This window comes from Pseudomonas sp. P42, from assembly GCF_017973755.1.
GTDB classification, from domain to species: domain Bacteria; phylum Pseudomonadota; class Gammaproteobacteria; order Pseudomonadales; family Pseudomonadaceae; genus Aquipseudomonas; species Aquipseudomonas iridis.
The window spans coordinates 289,223-306,992 of record NZ_JACOPU010000004.1; the positions used below are offsets into that span (position 1 = coordinate 289,223).

Here is a 17,770-nt window from a genome sequence, read left to right on the forward strand (position 1 = left end):
CCTGAACTGAGCAGAGCGCTCGTTCAACGCGAGGTTCGTAAGACTACTGGATTGTCACTCGCGAAACTCACTCCAACGTCGCCAAAGCCTGAAGGAAAAATCCTCACTCGCCATGAGAGAAAGTTGACTACGAACTTTAGGGAAAATTCTCACGAAGAAAAGCTCTTTTTCCGACATATCGCTTGCGAAAAATTGCTTTAGATAAGCGCTGTCGTCAACAGGTACTGGCGATTCTAGAGCAGCGATGCTCATTAAGACTACCCACAACGGCCTGTAAATATCGGCCAACTGATGAAAAGGACTTCATATGTGCACTCTGACTCATTTCGCCATGCCCGCTGACGCCCGACTCAAATCGCCTGTGATCCTGCATATCACCGGTATGGAAGATCTGCCGGAATCCGTAACGAACGACCAGACGCCACGCTTTCAGGTGGTACCTGCAGGTAACGCTTTCTTTCACATTAAAGAAAAGTCGACCGGCCGCGTAAGAGGTTTCCGCGAGGATCATAACGAGGCTTGCGCGCTCGCCCGCTCACTCGAATTACAAATCGAACTCCTGGCCAGTGGCTGCCTCAGATAGAGAGAGTGTCGACTACGCCATCCCGGCGCGCGCAAAAGGAGCACACGATGGATCTGGAAACATACAACCTGAAAACCCTGTTCGATCAGTTGGGTCTGCCTTCAGAGGATACGCAAATCGACGATTTCATCGAAAAGCATCCGCTGGACGCCAACACCAAATTGGTTGATGCGCATTTCTGGACGGAAGCTCAAAAACAGACACTTGAAGAGTGGATTGGCAAAGACGACGACAGGGCAATTGTCTTCGATGAACTGAACGTACGCCTGCACGACGGCAAGTGACCCGATCAGTGCAGGCTGTCGCCAACCTCCGCCTTCAACTGCGCGAGCCACGCAGCCCTGCACTCCTCGGCCTCATCGCGACTGGCAAACGCGGTGCCACGTCGCTCACCGTTGAGCAAAACAACCCAGCAAACGCTTTGCCCCATCGCGCGTAGACCGGCAGGCACGCCACTGCCAATCATCACGGCAACATCAACCCTGCAATGCATGCGGACCTCCGAAATTCATTAGCTACCTAACCAAGCAGGCATGTTAATGACTTCGCCGCAGCGCAAACAGCGACGCGCGTGCACAGATTCATTGCATCAAGCGTAACAATCGATCAGCGCGGACTTTCCGGTTTATAACCCAAACGCAAGCCGCCCCAGTGTCGGCCCTTTATCGTGATCGGCACCGACAGGTCGTGCATCAACTCGCCGGTGTCACGGGTGTAGGTCTGCAACAACACCGGTTGCTGATGGCTGCCACAGCGAATCCCGGTGCGGTCGGCGAACTTGCGCTTCGTCCGGTTGTTGACCGCATCGACCTGCGCACCGCCAGTCAGTGCCTGGCTGAACACCTGATTGTGCGTCGGCACATACCCCTGCTGCGTGCAGGCAATGGCGAACACCAGACCCTCGTGACGCGGCAACAACGGTTCCTGAATCGCCGGCAGAACCTGATCGGTATAGCGGTCGAATCGGGTTTGATACTTGGTCGGTTGAGTATTCGCGATCGTCTGATACTGGCGGTCGAACAGATCTTCGAGACTGATCCGCCCTTGCTCGACGTCCGCTTCGAAACGCGCCGCAATCTGACTCGCCCCTTCGCGCGCCAGATCATAAATGCGCTGGTGATAGTCATCCAGACCGACTTCGGCGAGACGTTCGCTGATGGTTTCTGCCTGCCCTTCCATCTGCACCGCCGCATCGGCGAGGCGGCGGGTCTGTTGATCGCTGATCGCCAGATCGCTGCGCATCTGCTCGATGGCCTTGAACAGACTGTCGAGTTGCTCACGATTGGTCTCGGCACCATGGGCGATTTCGCCGACCTGACTTTCCACCCCGGCCGCCAGCCGAGCAATGTTATCCAAGTGCTGGCCGGTGTGTTCGACCTGTTCGACGCCAGTGTGCAAGTCACTGGACAGCTCACGGATCTGCTCCACCACCTGCGCGGTGCGTTGCTGAATGTCGGCGACCATCTCGCCCACTTCGCCAGTCGCCGACGCCGTCCGCGCTGCCAACCCACGCACCTCATCAGCCACCACCGCAAACCCGCGGCCATGCTCGCCAGCCCGCGCCGCTTCGATCGCCGCGTTCAACGCCAAAAGATTGGTCTGACTGGCAATCGACTGGATTACCAACGTCACACGTTGAATGTCATCGCTGCGCAGGCTCAAGGCTTCGATCAATTCACGACTGGCATTGGCGCGCTGACTGAGCTGACGCATGCGCGAAATCGAATCGATCAATTCGGTGCGCCCCGCCGCACTGCTGTGATGTGCCTCGCTGGCGGCTGCAAGTGCATCGCGGCTGAGCTGTGAAGTCGCGTGCTCGGTGGCGATCATCACTTCGGCGTTGCTGACAATCCGTGCCGCGGCATCGAGTTGCGATTCGAGCTTGCTCGCCAGTTCCTTGACCGAAAATGCCACGCCGGCCGCCGACAGGGCGTTATGGCTGGTGGTGTAGGAAAGGTCGCGGGTCAGTTCGGACATGGCGCTGCCGGTGTCGGCAGGCGGTGCATCGGAGACGGCTCGGGTGCGCAGGCGCGGCAGCCAGACAATCAGCACCGCCAAGGGCATGCCAACGTAAAGCGACCATTCACCCAGCGTCATGCCGGCCACCATCAGCATCAGGGCGATGCTTTGCAGGGTCGGTGCGATCCAGCGGTTTTTCGGCAAAAGCACTGGTGCAGGCAAAGCCCCAACCAGAGATCCATCTCTCGTCATATCAACACCCCACGCTTGTTCTCATTATTGTGACTGCATTAAACGCCACTACAACGCCATTATCTATGGTCCGTTAGTCGTGATGTCTTGCAGCAGGTCAATGGAACAGCCCGGAATATCGCAGACGAAAAAAAACAAGATCGCAGCCTTCAGCCGCTCTAAAAGGAGCTACCGAAGGCTGCGATCTTTTCAGGGTGACCGACATTCATGGGTCACCGCACGGAATCAGGCCTGACGCTGGTGCTTATCGATCTGCTCGTGACGCTCTTGAGCTTCGATGCAGTACTTGGTGGTCGGGCTGATCAGCAGGCGCTTCAGGCCAATGGCCTCGCCGCTGTCGTCGCACCAGCCAAAACTGTCTTCCTTGATGCGCTCAAGGGCTTGTTCCAGTTGCGGCAGCATGCGCTGGTCGCGATCGATCGCGTTGACCAGCCAGGTGCGCTCTTCTTCAACCGAAGCCGCGTCCGCCGGATCAGCCGGGGTATCCAGGCTCTCGATGGCGATACGGTTTTGCTCAATGCGCTCGTGGGTTTCGACTTTCATGTTCTGCAACAGCTCTGCGAAGAAAGCGTGTTGCTCAGCATTCATGTAGTCATCTGCCGGCATGGCCAGCAACTTGTCCTTTGTCATTGATATCTCTATAAAAAAACGTGCATTAAGGCGAAATAGGGAGCGTTCCGGCGAACCGTGTCCGGTCGACGAAAAGGCATCGTTTATTGCAAATGCCACCCGGCACTCAATTTACGAGGGGCGGCAGTCTAAGGCCCGTTTCAGGCATCAGCAACTCTAAATACTGGGAATTTGTCCGACAAGGCCCGGAAATGGCTCTGACACAGGCTTCATTGCGGTTATCGGAGTGCGTTTATAGCAAGAAATTCAGTCGAGCGGCTGTATATAGAAGACAAACGGCTAACCAAGCGCCATTTGATCGCAATTTTTTCGTCTGCCAGTGCATCGTTTCAGCCAGGCAGACCCGGTAAACCACCACTAACATCAGCCACATCTCGCCACAGCGATATCGATCAGCCAGAAGGATGACTTATGCCCCGCCCCGATCTGCCGGCCACCGACGAGCCCACCCTCGCCAGCCCCCCGATCACTGCCGAGCGTCTGCTGCAACTGATCACCGAAGAATACGAAACCCTGCCGCGCCAGCTTAAACGCATTGCCAGCTACATGAGCCAGCAGAGTGACCGGATCATGGTCGACCGCATCAGCGACATCGCCCGCGAATGCGAAGTCCACCCGTCCGCCATCGTGCGCTTTTCCCAGCGCTTCGGCTTCAGCGGCTTCAGCGAAATGCAGGCCCTGTTCCGCACCGCCTACACGCACAAAGCCTCGCCGGTGCAGAACTACCAGCAACGCATCCGCAACATGATCGCCAACCAGTCGCAGAAAGCCAGCGACGGCGACCTCGCCCGCGAGTGCATCGACGCCACCCTTTCCGGCATCGAACGTCTGGGCCGCGAACTTGACGACACGGCTTTCGAAAAAGCCGTCGACCTGATCGTCAACGCCGACAACATCTATGTCGTCGGCGTGCGCCGCTCCTTCGCCGTTGCCGACTATCTCGTTTACAACTTGCAACACACTCAGAAACGCATCCACCTCGTCTCCGGCCTCGGTGGCAGCTACCGCGAACAAATGCGCAGCATCCGCGAAGGCGACCTGGTCATCGCCATCAGCTTCACCCCCTACGCCAGGGAAACCCAACACTGCCTGCGCCACGCCCGCGAACAACAGGCCAGCACCCTGATCCTCACCGACAGCCTCCTCTCGCCACTGGCCAAACGCGCCAACAGCGTGTTGTTGGTCAATGAAGGAAGTGCGCTGGCTTTTCGTTCGTTGAGTGCGACATTGTGTTTGTGCCAGGCATTGTTTGTGGCCGTGGCCTATCGACTGGAATTGAATGTCGATGAGATCCACGAACAAGCCGGATTCGACGACTGACAATTCCTTCAACCTCGGCTAGGTTATGCCTACCCCACCGGTTTGGCTTGAAGGAACGCGTCATGAAACTGATCGGCATGCTGGACTCCCCTTACGTACGCCGCGTGGCGATCTCCGCCAAACGCTTAGGGATCGACCTCGAACACGAGTCAGTCTCGGTGTTCCGCCACTTCGAGCAATTCCAGCAGATCAACCCGGTGGTCAAGGCGCCCACCCTGATCCTCGACGACGGTGTCGTCCTCATGGACTCGACCCTCATCCTCGACTACCTCGAAACCGCCTCCGGCAAAAGCCTGCTGCCGAAAGACTTGAACCAGCGCGCCCAAGCCCTGCGCCTGATCGGCCTCAGCCTCGCCGCCTGCGAAAAAGCCGTGCAGCTCTACTACGAACGCAACCTGCGCCCGGCCGACATCCAGTACCAACCGTGGGTCGATCGCGTCGAAGGCCAACTCGCCGCCGCCTTCACCGCCCTCGAACACGAACTCGAAAAAACCGGCTTACCCACCGACGGCACCCTCACCCAGGCCGGCATCAGTCTTGCCGTCGCCTGGAGCTTCACCGACCTCGTCGTCCCCGACCAGATTGATGTGGCGCGCTACCCGCGTATCGCCCAATACACTGCCTACGCTGAAACGCTTGAAGCGTTCGTCAGCACGCCGATGTCCTGATCATGAGCGCGCCTGAAACCGCCGCACCGGCACTGAAAGAGATCTTTAACACTGAGCGTTTGCAACACATCGCCACAGAAATGAGCGCTGTGTACCCGGCGTTTAAGGCCAAGGCGTTCTTGAAGCATGCCAATGATGGGCTGGCTGAGTTGTCGGTGATGCAGCGGATGGCGCGGGTGAGTGAAAGCCTACATGCGGTGCTGCCGCTGAACTACGAGGATTCCCTCGATGTGCTGCGCGAACTCGCACCACGACTGAACAGTGGATTCGTCAGCATGTTCCTGCCGAACTACGTCGCCAGCTACGGCGGCCATGCGTTCGATACCTCCATGGAAGCCCTGAAGTACTTCACCACCTTCGGCTCCTCCGAATTCGCCATCCGCCACTTCCTGCGCAGCAACCTGGAACGTTCGCTGGAACGGATGCACGACTGGACCCAGGACGAAAACCACCACATCCGCCGACTCGCCAGCGAAGGCAGCCGCCCTCGCCTGCCGTGGTCGTTTCGGCTGGAAGCGGTGCAGGCGGATCCGCAGTTGGCCGCAGGGATACTGGATCGGTTGAAAGCGGATGAGAGCTTGTACGTACGCAAGTCCGTGGCGAATCATTTGAATGACGTGACGAAGGTGCATCCCGAGTGGGTGCTCGACACGATCGAAGGCTGGTCGCTGGAAAACAAACACACGGCGTGGATTGCGAAGCATGCGTTGCGGAGTTTGATCAAACAGGGGGATTTGCGGGCGTTGACGGTGATTGGGGCCGGGGGGAAACCTGAGGTCGAGTTGCTGGATGTGAAGATTGAGCCGGCAGTGGTGAGGCTGGGAGAAGCGATTACGCTGTCTTTTGTGCTGAAGTCGACGGTGGCTGAAGAGCAACGGCTGGTGATTGATTATGCGATCGACTATGTGAAGGCAAATGGCGGGGTTTCGGGGAAGGTTTTCAAGTTGAAGACGGTGGTGTTGCCGGGGTTTGGGAGTGTGGTGGTTGGACGGCGCCAAGTAATTAAGGACTTTACGACGCGCAAGCATTTTGCTGGGGGACATGGGGTGAAATTAATGGTTAACGGGGAGGTGTTGGCAGCTACCGCATTCAACATCATCGCGGAATGACGCCATAAATAGATTTAGTGGGTCTGGAGAAGGTTGAACAGGTGCGAAATCGAGGGTGGGCCAGTTTTAGCCCATATTGGGCAGCTATTCATTAAGGACTGCTAACTGTCGGAACAGGACGATGAAGTCCCAAGATTTATTCAACAAACGGAGTCCCCCTACATGGAAGTCATCAATCATTTGCAGCCAGAAGCGTGTGCAGGCATGGAGGAAATCCGGCGCGAGATCGATGCCCTTGATCAGGCTGTCATTCAGCTGTTGGGCAAGCGCTTTCACTACGTACTCGCGGCCTCGAAGTTCAAGACCTCGGCGACTTCAGTTCGTGCACCAGAGCGGTTCAAGGCCATGCTATTAACTCGACGCAAGTGGGCAGAGGCGGAGGGCCTAAATCCGGATGCAATCGAGAAAATGTACAGCGACCTGGTGAATCACTTCATTGCAGAAGAGATGAAGCATTGGGCTGCTCAATAAGATGACACTTGAGACCAGTGGCCGAGCTGTCTGCCGTGAGGACTCGATTTCGGTCAGTCATGACAGGCAGCAATCGGCCATAGGCGGACGCCTTTTGGCCGATTGCGCTTTGAAGAGATTACAAGGGGCTACGCACTTACAACCTGGATTACCGTCTTGCCCCTGCCGCGGCCTTCGGCGACTTGGCGAAATGCCTCGTTGACGTCTGGCAGCGCAAAATGCTGTTGATCCACGCGGATTGTCAGTTGACCAGCATTCGCGAGCGCAGCGGCCTCGCGCAGGATAGCACCGTGGTGTTCGCGTCCTTTGCCGGTGAGCAGCGGCGCCAAGGTGAAGACGCCCGAGTAGGTTGCACTTTTGAACGACAACGGCGCCAGGCTATGCTGGCCCCAACCGAGGCAACTCAGCACGTGCCCTGTATAAGCTTTCACCGCTTTGAATGAAGCATCCAGTGTGCTGCCGCCGACAGTGTCGTAGACAATGTCGAATCCTTCACCAGTCGTGTAATGCTCGACATAGTCCTCAACGCTCTGTGCCTGATAGTCGATCGCCGTAGCCCCCAGCGAGCGAATGAAGTCCAGACTACCCGCCGAACCGGTGGCGTAGACATCGGCACCGCGAGCCTTAGCCAGTTGCACAGCCACTTGGCCAACTCCACCTGCGCCGCCATGAATCAGTACACGCTGACCGGCGCGGACATTGGCGCGATCGACCAGACCTTCCCATGCGGTAATGAACACCAAAGGCAATGCAGCCGCCTCACGCATGTTGAGGGTGTGTGGCTTGGCAGCGATCAGCCGGGCATCCACGGCAATGTACTCGGCCATAGTGCCTTGGGCACCACCGATCCCGCCGGGCATGCCGAAGACTTCCTGGCCTACGGTGAAACCCTCGACCGCTTCACCCAGTTCGACGACCGTACCGGCGAGGTCAAGGCCGAGCACTGCCGGCAGCGCTTGGCGGGCATGAGCCCCTGCGCCGGCGGCGATTTTGGTATCGAGCGGATTGACTCCTGCGGCGTGAACCTTGACCAGTACTTGCCCTTTACCGGGAACAGGGCGATCGATGTGACGGATGGCCAGAGGGGACTGAGCGGACTCGGCGATGGCAGCAAGCATGGACTGTTTCATGGCGGGAACCTGTGTTGGGATGGACGCTTACAGATTGCCGCGCTTTAATCATTCCGATAAGAAACCCAGTTCGCATATGACTTATTCCACAAAGAGACCCAATCTTCGATGGATCTGTTCGACAGCATGCACGTCTTTGTTCGCGTCGTGGAGCGCGGGTCTTTCTCGGCGGTCGCCCGTGAACTGAACATGGGGCAGCCGGCAGTGAGTAAGCAAGTGCGCGCGCTGGAGCAGTATCTGGGTGGGCCATTGTTCGCACGCAGCACGCGCCACCTGGCCCTGACCGACCAAGGTCAACGCTTCTACGACCACTGCCAGGAAATTCTCGGCCAAGTTGAAACTGCCACGCGTAGCTTTACCAGTGGCCAGGAGCAGATCGCCGGCCCTTTACGAGTCGCCGCCCCGGTCAGTTATGGACGGTTATGCATCGCGCCGCTCATAGGGACATTCCTGCAACGCCATCCCGATGTCCGGATTGACCTGCGGCTGAGTGACCACAATGAAGACCTGCTCAAAGAAAATATCGATCTGGCTATCCGCATTGGCGTGGTGAAGAGCGAGGGATTAGTGGCACTGCCATTGAGCAATAGCCCGCGGCGTGTCTATGCCGCGCCCAGCTACCTGGATCTACACGGCGTGCCACGTGAGCCCAACGAACTCTCAGATCACAACTGCATCGGCTTCACTTTGCTTAAGCATTACGACCGTTGGCAATTTACGCACATTGCATAGGAGCTCGATGTAGGTATTCAAGGCAACGTCACGAGTAACAGCAGCGAGGCCATCCGCGAGATGGTTCTCTCCGGCTTGGGTATTTCCCTCTCACCAGAATGGCTGTTCACAGCTGACATTGACCAGGGCACGGTTCGTACCGTACTCGACAATTATAAGACCAGTGCGCTGCCTGTCAGCGCCGTGCTCAGTCGTGAGCGGCGACGCTCGGCGCGGACGATGGCGTTCATCGATTTTCTACGCGAGCATTTATTGTAGAAGCTCCTTGTCATACGCCGTCCGCTATTGGCCGATCGTTGCACAGCAGTTAGGGTTTTACTACGTGATCATCGTCAGTGCGGGGAGCCTCCGTTGGTTTCTTCTCCGGCACGATAAAACTCACTGTCGTACTGGTGATGATCTTGTGAGTCGGGTCGGCCACTTCCAGAAGAACCTTGTGAGTACCAGGCGTTAGTCCGACCAGGATAATTGGGTCTTCACTTGTGTGCGCCCATGTACCTTTCCAGTCATCGACGGTCACGTGAAGGTGACCTAAACGTGGTGATACCTCAACAGCCGCTTTGCCAAATACCGGCATGATCCTGGCGTGCTCTGTTCGAAACTGGATGATGACAACTCCGCGGGCGAGCGGCTCGGCAAGCGGCGGGTACGCAATGAGTCTCGGCGCACTCTCGGACTCCAACGGAAGTATCGCCGGTGGAGAATCGGTGTCTGCTACCCCTTGTCCGAGCACGGATCCACAAAAGAAGACACCCAAAGCCAGGGCCAATAGATTTCCGGGAGCGAGGGACATGTGTTTTTCTCCGCGTTATTTCATTCAAGCCTAGATCAAACTGAGTATTCCCCACTGTTCTTTTGAAATTGGAATCACCAACGTATTTCATCGACACGGACTGGCCGCTTTTGGCCGATTACAGCCATTCGTAACAGGCCACAATCGGCCAAGCACTCATGACGTCGTCCGGTAAACATCAAAACCCCAGCGTGTTCTCGATAGTGAGCGGACAGGGCTGAACGCCCCCTAACCTCATATCAGTGCTGACCCGCGTTTACATTCGAGGCTTTCACCCAAGCCACGGATCATCTCCATCAATGCCTTCACCCGCAGTGGCAAATTTCCGGCCGGGTAAACCGCGTGCATCTGTGGGCTCTCGCCGCTGCTGGAGGTGAGTTTGTACTCAGGGCAAACCCGGCACAGGCGCCCCGCTTCCACTTCGGGCTCCGCCATCCAGTCCGCCAAGCGGGCGATCCCGACGCCTGCCAGGGCTGCCTGGAATACCGCCAGACCGGAGCTGAAACGAAATTTGGGGTGAACCCGAAAGCTGATGGCCTGCTCCTCACTGCGAAAATTCCACTCCTTGAGAATCCGTGGCGCCGTATGCAGGATCAGCGAATGCGACTCCAGTGCCTCGATGGAGTCGGGCATGCCGTTGCGCTCCAGGTAGTCGGGGCTGGCATACAGATAGCGTGAGTAACTCCAGAGCGCAAAGCCGATCAATTCGCTGGATTGTGGAAACGCGCCGCGAATCGAGAAGTCCAGCTTGCTCTTGGCCGGATCGATGATCTCATCGGTGAAAATCACATCGATGTTGACGTCTGGATAACGCTCGCAGTATTGCGCGATCAACCGGGGCAATACCCCGTTTGCGAGAACCTCGGGGGCGGAAAAACGGATCCAGCCGGAGGCCAGGCCGCCGAGACCGGCCAGGTCTTCATCCACCTCACGTTGCAGATCGAGCATCTTGTACGCGTGGGGCAATAAGCATTCACCCGCTTCGGTCAAGCTCACGGCATTGGACGAGCGATTGAACAACTTGAGCCCCACACTTTCCTCCAGGGCTTGAACGGCGCGGGTCAGTGCGCTGGGGGAGCGCCCCAGAGTCCGTGCCGCGGCGACGAAGCTGCGCTTGCGAGCCACGGTCGCGAAGGCTTCAAGGTCCCCCAACATATTCAACGCCACTCTCCACCTCATTGCATTTTTCACAACGCGGCATTGCAACACAAAAAAGTCCCTTCCGTTAACCTTCCCGTTCAACCCACAAGGATTGGGCAAACAGGAGCGCACGGACGTGTCGAAGCTGGATAAAGAAATCGGGAAAGCCGCAGCTTGTGTTGATGAAGTCATTCATGAATGGCTGGAAAAGAAATCAGTGACTTCTATCCGACGGGAGATACCACAAATTCATCTGTCGCTCGAAGAACAACACACACTTCAGGCCGCTCTGGCATCGCTGGACGTGACCGATAGCGCCTCGGGCATCCGCCACATGCCGGTCCTGGGGCAGTTGCTGGAAAGTGTCCTGTGCACCGAGAAAACTCAGCAGCTACGCAATTTCCCACAGTCCCCTGAAGTGGCGATGATCGTCAGGGGGCTGCCGCTGGACCCGCAACTGCCCGCCACGCCCTATGACCTGGAGCCGGGTATCGAGAACTTGTCGACGCTGGCCGGGGCTATTTTGTCCGTGCTGCAAACGCTGCAAACCCGTCCGCTGGCGTACGAGGGTGAAAGCAGCGACACCGTATTCCGTCACGTATCGCCCAAGCACAAGCGAGAAACCGAAAAGAGCTCCTATGGCTCGCGCGCGGATCTGGACATGCATATCGACAACCCTCACCTGCCTTTGACCTGCGAACCCGTCTCGCAGTTGTCGGCCTGCCCGGAGTACCTGTCCCTGACCGGCCTGCGCTGCGAGCTCGACGTGCCGACGCGCATCGTCGCCATTGACGAGGTGCTGGCCATTCTGCCGGACTGGGTCGAGGAAGAATTGTCACGGCCGAAATTCATCGTTCGCCGACCGGCCTCCTTCGGCAAACAGGGGAATGTGCTGGAAAACGTCCCTTTGCTGTACAGAAGCGCAACCGATGGCCTGTATTGCCGCTACAACAAAGCAAGTGTCGAAACGACCTGCGCCAATGCGCAGTTCGCCCTCCAACTGTTCGCCGCCGCCGCCAATCATGCCGATGTCGTGCACCACATACTGCTGCAACCAGGCGACATGCTGATCTTCAAGAACCAGCAAACCCTGCATGCCCGGGATGGTTTTACACCCCGCTACGACGGCCGTGATCGCTGGATGTTGCGCGTCTTCGGGGTCAATGATCCGGCACGCGTGATGCCGCTGGACCCTCATCAACCCTATATAGTCAGAGCCTGATTCATGGTCGATATTGTCATCCTTTGCGTGTTCGCCTTCGCCGCCGGCCTGATCGATGCGGCGGTGGGCGGCGGCGGACTGATCCAGATTCCCGCGCTATTCAACGTGCTGCCCACCGCTCAACCGGCGGCGCTGCTGGGTACCAATAAGGTCGCGGCCGCCTGCGGCACCGCATTCGCGGCCCGGTCCTTCGTGCGCAAGGTGGTGATCGACTGGGGTCTTGTAATCCCCGCTGCCTGCGCGGCTTTTGTCATGGCCTTCTTCGGAGCCGCCACGGTGTCGTTCGTACCCCAGTCGGTGATCCGGCCGGCGGTGCTGGTGTTGATCGTACTGATGGCGATCTACACCTTCTGGAAAAAAGACTTCGGCGCCCTGCACAAACCCATGCACATCGGTACCAAGGAAAAACTGCTGGCGATCGTCATCGGCGGTGCCATCGGTTTCTACGATGGTCTGTTCGGCCCCGGCACTGGCAGCTTCCTGATCTTCCTGTTTATCCGGTGCTTCGCCTTCGACTTTCTTCATGCCTCGGCATCGGCCAAGCTGGTGAACATCGCGACCAACGTAGCAGCACTGATGTTCTTCATTCCGACAGGTAACGTGCTCTACCTGATCGCAATCCCCATGGCGGCATTCAACATCCTGGGCGCGCTCACCGGCACCTGGCTGGCGGTTCATAAAGGCGTGCCCTTTGTCCGGGCTCTGTTCCTGGTGTTGCTGGTGATTCTGATCAGCAAACTGTCCTACGACCTGTTCCTGTAAACCAGAGGAAAACTACATGCACCCCATGTTCGATCGCCTCGTGGCACTACTCGATGCCCGCTCAGCCTCCTACCGGGTGTTGATGCACGATGCCGAGGGCCAGTCGGCGCGCGTCGCCGAAATCCGTGGCACCGAGCCCGGCCAAGGCGCGAAGGCCATGCTTTGCTCACTCAAGGGTCAGGCCGGCCCCTATGCACTGGTGATCCTGCCGGGCGACCAGAAGCTGGACATGAAGAAAGTCGGAGCGGCCCTGGGCGGGAAAAAGGCCGAGCTGGTAAAGGCCGAAACCGCCATGGAACTGACCGGGTGCCGGATCGGCGCCATCCCTCCCTTTGTTTTCGATGACCGGATTCAATTGATCGTCGATCCGGCCTTGACCACACGCTACGCTGAAATAGCCTTCAACGCGGGGCGGCTGGATGCGTCGATGGTGCTCGATACGAAGGATTATCTGGCGATTGCCATGCCTCGATTGCTGGATATCAGCCAGACTTGAGCAGATGTTTTCAGGGACGGATTTATTTTCATACTTCTTAAAAAACGGATCTTGAAAATAGATCAGTCTCCTGGGTGGCAGCCATCGCCATTAGCCAACATCAGAATATCTGGCCCACTCACGCAGAGGATGAGGCCGAAAAACGTGAGCATCGTTGCCGATAAGGAAATCGCCATGTCACCGAACAAGGCCTGTCCCGTCATCCTCTCCAGTTTTCCTGCCACCCATATCCTTCTGTTCCGCCATCCAACAGCAGGTGTACAACTGGTAAAAGGGACAATTGAGCCAGGTGAAACTCCAGCTCAGACCGCGCTGCGTGAATTGAGCGAAGAATCCGGCATAGGGACTGCCTCGCTGGTCAGCGACATGGGTTGCTGGGATGCAGAGCATCTCGACCAGATATGGTCATTCCAACTGTGTTTCACGCAGGAAAATTTGCCGCAGCAATGGAACCATCTCACGCTCGATGACCATGGCCATAGCTTCAGCTTTTTTTGGGCTCCATTCGATAATTTACCTTATGCCGACTGCCATCCGGTCTTTCGTCGAGCATTACGGTTCCTGACTGCCAAGTTGACAGCGAAAGGGTATGTGTTGGCTCACGATCAAAGCAGAAACACGTGATTCAAACTCTGGCTTGATATTCTCAGGCGGCTTTCGAGCGGCCGCATCGAGGCCAGAGAGTGTGCACGCTCATAAACTGATCGCCCTGGATCATTGACGGCGCTGTCCTCCCCCACGCCCTCATGTATACGGGCTCGGTAGACTCGAGCTACCACGACTCGGATTCGGGATCGGTTTTGCCTGATAGCGGATCTGAAGATTGGCATCCGGCCAAGAACAATGTACATGGCAGCCTGATGCTTAGCTGTATTGGTCCTTCGCTTACCAACTTCCGTAAGGAATGCCGTACTTCTCGATATAGCGCTTAGCCTTTTCACTCACTGGGTAGGCATATTGCCCGCCGTTTTTACCCTGCTCCGGTCCTAATGGCTCCAACTCAGCTTGGGCACGAGCGACTTTAACCGGGCGCCGGCATAAATCTCTTACCCACACCTGTACGACACCACCTGGGGCAAGTCCTAAGTAGACCGATGCCATGAACCGTGCCGTTTTCTGAGGTGTCTCGGGGCAGCGTTGGTGTGTGGATGTCTCCATCACTTGTCTCGCTTCTTCTGGGATATCGACCCAAGCCCGGTAGGTTTTTTGCTCTGGTATGGATTGCCAACGTACGAAAATACGCTTTGGTAGACCCGCACCAATCACTGGTTTCCCGGTACCGCCAACGCCGATCCATCCACGGGCGGACTCTTTCTCGTCATTAGGTTCGGCACCACTCGCATTACCTCCTCCCGCACGCAAGAAGGTTTTGCCATTGATGTCTTCCACCGAGCTGTCTTCAACCCACACATTCATGAAATTAGGCTTGATGAACGCCAGTTCCCACCAAGGGTATTTGGGGTCGCTTTCACCCGGGTTGGCGTTTGTAACCTGACAGCCCGTGAGGAGTAAAACGCCCAGAAGGGCTACAGCTATTTTCATTACCAGAGTTTCCAGTCAGCTACGTGAGGATGTTGTACGCGAATGCGATCCTCGGTAGGTGCGTTGATGTAAACAGCCTCCAGACCGCTACCATCCCTTCGACCTAGTGGATGATTCCAATTGGCAGAGGTGTGGATGTATTTCAGTTTCAGCAACTGTTCTTCTTCTGGAGTAGTGCTGAAGTCGCCGGCGAGGAATTTGTCACACATGCCTTGCAGCTCTTGCGGCACGGCATACTCGCTTCGCTTTGGTATGTCAGTAAAAGGAACACCCTTTTCCTTCGCCAGTTGATACATCACCCTGAGATAAACCGTTGAAAGCTTTCCACTGACCGGACGCTTGAGTTGGAGCCCGGCGTAAACGCGTTTTTGCTTAGGCCCCAGCCTGTCTTGCAAATCGGTTGGTAAGTCAAATGCTTCAGGTGTAACGACTTCCAATAAATGAGCCGGCCACCCTTTGGCTACCCATTGGTTTTTTACTCTGGCTGCGTCCCGATAAATTGAGGTGGTTGTGACATCAGTATTGATCCACACATCAAGCGCTTGCATTGGGCTGACCAACACGCACTCTTCAGTTTCGTCGAGGTAGCTTCCGCCGATATCCGAGTGGACGCCGGGACATGTGTATTCCGGATAGTCGGGTTTTACTCGACTGAGAGCGAAGTTTGCCCGGCATTCATCGCGGGCAACCAAGTGGACGACGTCGCGGAAGAAGCGCCGATCAAGGTAAAGCCGGATACCTGGGGCGATGGAACTCTTAACTCGACCAAAATTGGTGAAGCCAGCGATCGAGGGCACTGTATCGAACAGCCCGATAAAGCCCATGTTAATGCTACTTCCGTACTGCTCGTTGAAGGTACGACTGAAATTGTTCGCGTAAGAGGTCAGTAAATCCCTTAAAGGTCCCTGCTTGCCTCTCACAATTTCATTTGAAAAATGGCGAGCCGCTGCTGCCCCTCGACTAAACCCAAAGGTGTCAAAGGTGATGGAGGCTATTTCACTGTTTGGATTTTCTTGAAGGGCGTCTTCAACAACTTGCTTGATAAAGGTAAATGACGTCTGAACGCGCCCGGCGACTCCCGTCTCTCCGCGTCCCGTACCTTGGCCGACAACGCTATCTTTTTCATTTGCCAGGGTGCCGATGCCTTCGATATATAAAGGGCGGGACACCTGTTTTATCGAGCCCTCGCCTTCGGCAATGGGGGATTCGTAATACAGGTCGGCGAGTTTTTTTATATTGGTTGCGTCGGCACCATAGCTGCTGTCTGGGTCCCCCATATAAGGCTGACAGCTCGCAGGAATATCCTCAGGCGCAATCGGATGCTGCGCACCACACAGCAACCCAGCTGCCGTGTTATTCGCATTATTTCCAGTGCCATCAAAGAACAACCCAATCCGCAACGCGATGCCGATTTTCTCAGGCTCGGGTGCGGGTTCTTTCCCGTGTTTTTCGTATTCAGCCCAACGCTGGGCGTGGATATCGACGGGTTTGGCTTCTTCGTAGCGATAATTTTTCGGGGGGTTGGGGACGTAGCCGCTCAATCCTTGATTCCTTGCTCTGATCCTTGAGAACGGCCCGAAGGGTGACAGCCGAGGCCTGGGGGCGCAAGGCGTGGCCGTGTGCCAGCGCGGTTGAGACAGTGTGATGTGACGAGGGTTTCCCCTCGTCTTGGCCGAGGGCTATTTCGTGATTACGACGTTGTCCAGCGCTTGGTTTACGGCCAGTTCGCCGAGCATTACGACCTGCGCGATTCCCAGCGCAGTTTTGCGGTGGGAGATGTCCAGCATGGCGGCGAAGTTGTTGAGCATTTCGCTGGCCGAACCGAGGGTTTCGCTGGCGTTGGCTAGCAGGGATTCGGTGTCGTACTTCGGGTTGGCGAAGTACATGCGGTCAGGCTCGTTGGTGCTGGCCATGATTTGGTCGGCAGGCTTGAGGTAGTGGTCGAGGGCGCGTTCGGCGGCTTCGTGAAATTTCCTGGAATCGGGGGATTCGTAGGGGGATGTGGGGTCGGTTTCTGGCGGGTTGGGTGTTGGTTTGAACATGGTGAAACTCCTAGTTAATAAAAGGAGCCTTCACCTTCGCTACCAAACGAAGGGTGGCGGCCGTACGCGGGTTGGTAGACCGGTAACTAGGACCCGGCACACCCGAAGGTGTCCTGCGCATGGCCACCATTGAGCAGAGACCCGACGGGGTCTGCGAACGGTGCACGATGCGACTAGTTATGGCGGGCTACCAAACCCGATCACTGTTTTTCAGTGACCGACAAACGATAAAACCCGCGACCTAGACGCACAAGCCGGCGGATTCTGGCGTAGTCGTAGGCGATGGCGCAAGACGTTGTAGGGCTTGGGTCGTTACTGGAGGCTTCGTTTAAACAGCATCGGGGTTGTCTGTTTATTTTGGTCTGGGATTCAGGTGGTGGCTGGGCTGGCGCCATCGCTGGCAAGCCAGCTCCCACAGGGGTTTCGGCTGGTTTGGGATTTTCGGTGATTGGGCTGGCGTCTTCGCGAGCAGGCTCGCTCCCACAGGTTTTGGGGCTGGTCTGGGATTCAGGTGGTGGCTGGGCCGGCGCCATCGCTGGCAAGCCAGCTCCCACAGGGGTTTCGGCTGGTTTTGGATTTTTGGTAGTTCATCACTGCCCTGCCCTCACTTTTTGCCGCTGGCCAGATGATGCGCAACCAACGCATTGGCATGCCCGTGGCCCATGCCGTGTTCTTCCTTGAGCCATGCCACCAGTTCCATGTGTTTTTTGTCGGTGACGCTGGCGAGCAGGTTCAGCCAGTGGTCGATGGGTTGGCCGTACTTCTTTTCGATGGAGGGGAAGTAGGACGCCGGGCCTTTTACCTTGTTGTCTTCGCTCATGCTGCACGCTCCGTGGGCTCGCGACGGAGGGTCGGCGGACGCTCCTTGTCGGCAAAGCCTAAGCGTGGACGCGAAGTGCGGATCCGGCAACTGCCCTGC

20 protein-coding genes and 1 pseudogene are annotated in these 17,770 nt (G+C 56.9%); 11 read left to right on the forward strand and 10 right to left on the reverse strand.

Annotated elements, in window-relative coordinates; translation table 11 throughout:
• Positions 1–307 precede the first annotated feature (307 nt).
• Positions 308–583, forward strand: coding sequence for an RNA-binding protein (locus H8B20_RS14485; RefSeq protein ID WP_042559580.1), 276 nt, complete (start codon positions 308–310; stop codon positions 581–583).
• 47 nt (positions 584–630) lie between these two features.
• Positions 631–867 carry a DUF2789 family protein gene (locus H8B20_RS14490; RefSeq protein ID WP_042559581.1) on the forward strand — a complete coding sequence of 79 codons (237 nt, stop codon included), beginning with the start codon at positions 631–633 and terminating at the stop codon, positions 865–867.
• A 5-nt stretch (positions 868–872) separates the two neighbouring features.
• Here the strand turns inward: H8B20_RS14490 and H8B20_RS14495 are convergent, their stop codons facing one another.
• From H8B20_RS14495 to H8B20_RS14505, 3 genes are all read right to left on the reverse strand, one after another.
• Positions 873–1,076, reverse strand: coding sequence for a hypothetical protein (locus tag H8B20_RS14495; protein ID WP_210623615.1), 204 nt, complete (start codon positions 1,074–1,076; stop codon positions 873–875).
• Positions 1,077–1,189: 113 nt separating this feature from the next.
• Positions 1,190–2,794 (reverse strand): methyl-accepting chemotaxis protein, encoded by a 1,605-nt coding sequence (locus H8B20_RS14500; RefSeq protein WP_210623617.1) that lies wholly within the window; start codon positions 2,792–2,794, stop codon positions 1,190–1,192.
• 225 nt (positions 2,795–3,019) lie between these two features.
• Entirely contained in the window at positions 3,020–3,424 is a 405-nt protein-coding gene (locus H8B20_RS14505; protein WP_047301757.1) for a TraR/DksA family transcriptional regulator, read from the reverse strand.
• A gap of 411 nt (positions 3,425–3,835) precedes the next feature.
• Between H8B20_RS14505 and H8B20_RS14510 the strand changes: the two genes are divergently transcribed.
• The 4 genes from H8B20_RS14510 (at position 3,836) to H8B20_RS14525 (ending at position 6,992) form a co-directional block, all read left to right on the forward strand.
• Positions 3,836–4,744 carry a MurR/RpiR family transcriptional regulator gene (locus H8B20_RS14510; protein ID WP_115147347.1) on the forward strand — a complete coding sequence of 303 codons (909 nt, stop codon included), beginning with the start codon at positions 3,836–3,838 and terminating at the stop codon, positions 4,742–4,744.
• Between the two features lie 62 nt (positions 4,745–4,806).
• On the forward strand, positions 4,807–5,412 hold the full coding sequence (locus H8B20_RS14515) for a glutathione S-transferase (protein ID WP_210623619.1): 606 nt from the start codon (positions 4,807–4,809) through the stop codon (positions 5,410–5,412).
• 2 nt (positions 5,413–5,414) lie between these two features.
• Positions 5,415–6,521: a DNA alkylation repair protein gene (locus H8B20_RS14520; RefSeq protein WP_210623620.1), complete on the forward strand. Its 1,107-nt coding sequence runs from the start codon at positions 5,415–5,417 to the stop codon at positions 6,519–6,521.
• A gap of 162 nt (positions 6,522–6,683) precedes the next feature.
• The gene (locus H8B20_RS14525) at positions 6,684–6,992 is read left to right on the forward strand and encodes an isochorismate lyase (protein ID WP_210623621.1); all 309 of its coding nucleotides are present in this window, start codon (positions 6,684–6,686) and stop codon (positions 6,990–6,992) included.
• Between the two features lie 128 nt (positions 6,993–7,120).
• Here the strand turns inward: H8B20_RS14525 and H8B20_RS14530 are convergent, their stop codons facing one another.
• Positions 7,121–8,122 carry a zinc-dependent alcohol dehydrogenase family protein gene (locus H8B20_RS14530; RefSeq protein WP_210623623.1) on the reverse strand — a complete coding sequence of 334 codons (1,002 nt, stop codon included), beginning with the start codon at positions 8,120–8,122 and terminating at the stop codon, positions 7,121–7,123.
• Positions 8,123–8,230: 108 nt separating this feature from the next.
• On the opposite strand from H8B20_RS14530, the pseudogene H8B20_RS14535 reads away from it, so the two are divergent.
• Positions 8,231–9,112, forward strand: a pseudogene (locus H8B20_RS14535) (LysR family transcriptional regulator).
• A gap of 49 nt (positions 9,113–9,161) precedes the next feature.
• On the opposite strand, the gene H8B20_RS14540 reads toward H8B20_RS14535, so the two are convergent.
• Positions 9,162–9,647 (reverse strand): DUF6130 family protein, encoded by a 486-nt coding sequence (locus tag H8B20_RS14540; protein ID WP_210623625.1) that lies wholly within the window; start codon positions 9,645–9,647, stop codon positions 9,162–9,164.
• A 234-nt stretch (positions 9,648–9,881) separates the two neighbouring features.
• The gene (locus H8B20_RS14545) at positions 9,882–10,814 is read right to left on the reverse strand and encodes a LysR family transcriptional regulator (protein ID WP_210623627.1); all 933 of its coding nucleotides are present in this window, start codon (positions 10,812–10,814) and stop codon (positions 9,882–9,884) included.
• A 109-nt stretch (positions 10,815–10,923) separates the two neighbouring features.
• Between H8B20_RS14545 and H8B20_RS14550 the strand changes: the two genes are divergently transcribed.
• The 4 genes from H8B20_RS14550 (at position 10,924) to H8B20_RS14565 (ending at position 13,891) form a co-directional block, all read left to right on the forward strand.
• Positions 10,924–12,009: a TauD/TfdA family dioxygenase gene (locus H8B20_RS14550; RefSeq protein ID WP_210623628.1), complete on the forward strand. Its 1,086-nt coding sequence runs from the start codon at positions 10,924–10,926 to the stop codon at positions 12,007–12,009.
• A 3-nt stretch (positions 12,010–12,012) separates the two neighbouring features.
• Positions 12,013–12,771 carry a sulfite exporter TauE/SafE family protein gene (locus tag H8B20_RS14555; protein WP_210623630.1) on the forward strand — a complete coding sequence of 253 codons (759 nt, stop codon included), beginning with the start codon at positions 12,013–12,015 and terminating at the stop codon, positions 12,769–12,771.
• Between the two features lie 16 nt (positions 12,772–12,787).
• Complete coding sequence (locus tag H8B20_RS14560; RefSeq protein WP_210623631.1) at positions 12,788–13,267, forward strand: YbaK/prolyl-tRNA synthetase associated domain-containing protein; 480 nt, start codon at positions 12,788–12,790, stop codon at positions 13,265–13,267.
• Positions 13,268–13,441: 174 nt separating this feature from the next.
• A complete protein-coding gene (locus tag H8B20_RS14565) occupies positions 13,442–13,891 on the forward strand; it encodes an NUDIX hydrolase (protein ID WP_210623930.1) in 450 nt (149 codons plus the stop codon).
• 261 nt (positions 13,892–14,152) lie between these two features.
• Here the strand turns inward: H8B20_RS14565 and H8B20_RS14570 are convergent, their stop codons facing one another.
• The 4 genes from H8B20_RS14570 to H8B20_RS14585 form a co-directional block, all read right to left on the reverse strand.
• Positions 14,153–14,809, reverse strand: a complete 657-nt coding sequence (locus H8B20_RS14570; RefSeq protein WP_047301778.1) for a DUF2931 family protein — start codon at positions 14,807–14,809, stop codon at positions 14,153–14,155.
• Positions 14,809–16,350 carry a phospholipase effector Tle1 domain-containing protein gene (locus H8B20_RS14575; RefSeq protein ID WP_210623633.1) on the reverse strand — a complete coding sequence of 514 codons (1,542 nt, stop codon included), beginning with the start codon at positions 16,348–16,350 and terminating at the stop codon, positions 14,809–14,811. Before H8B20_RS14575 ends, H8B20_RS14570 begins: the two co-directional genes overlap by 1 nt.
• Positions 16,351–16,488: 138 nt before the next feature.
• The gene (locus H8B20_RS14580; protein ID WP_042559596.1) at positions 16,489–16,851 is read right to left on the reverse strand and encodes a DUF6124 family protein; all 363 of its coding nucleotides are present in this window, start codon (positions 16,849–16,851) and stop codon (positions 16,489–16,491) included.
• 604 nt (positions 16,852–17,455) lie between these two features.
• Positions 17,456–17,671 (reverse strand): DUF4287 domain-containing protein, encoded by a 216-nt coding sequence (locus H8B20_RS14585; RefSeq protein WP_042559598.1) that lies wholly within the window; start codon positions 17,669–17,671, stop codon positions 17,456–17,458.
• Between the last annotated feature and the right edge of the window lie 99 nt (positions 17,672–17,770).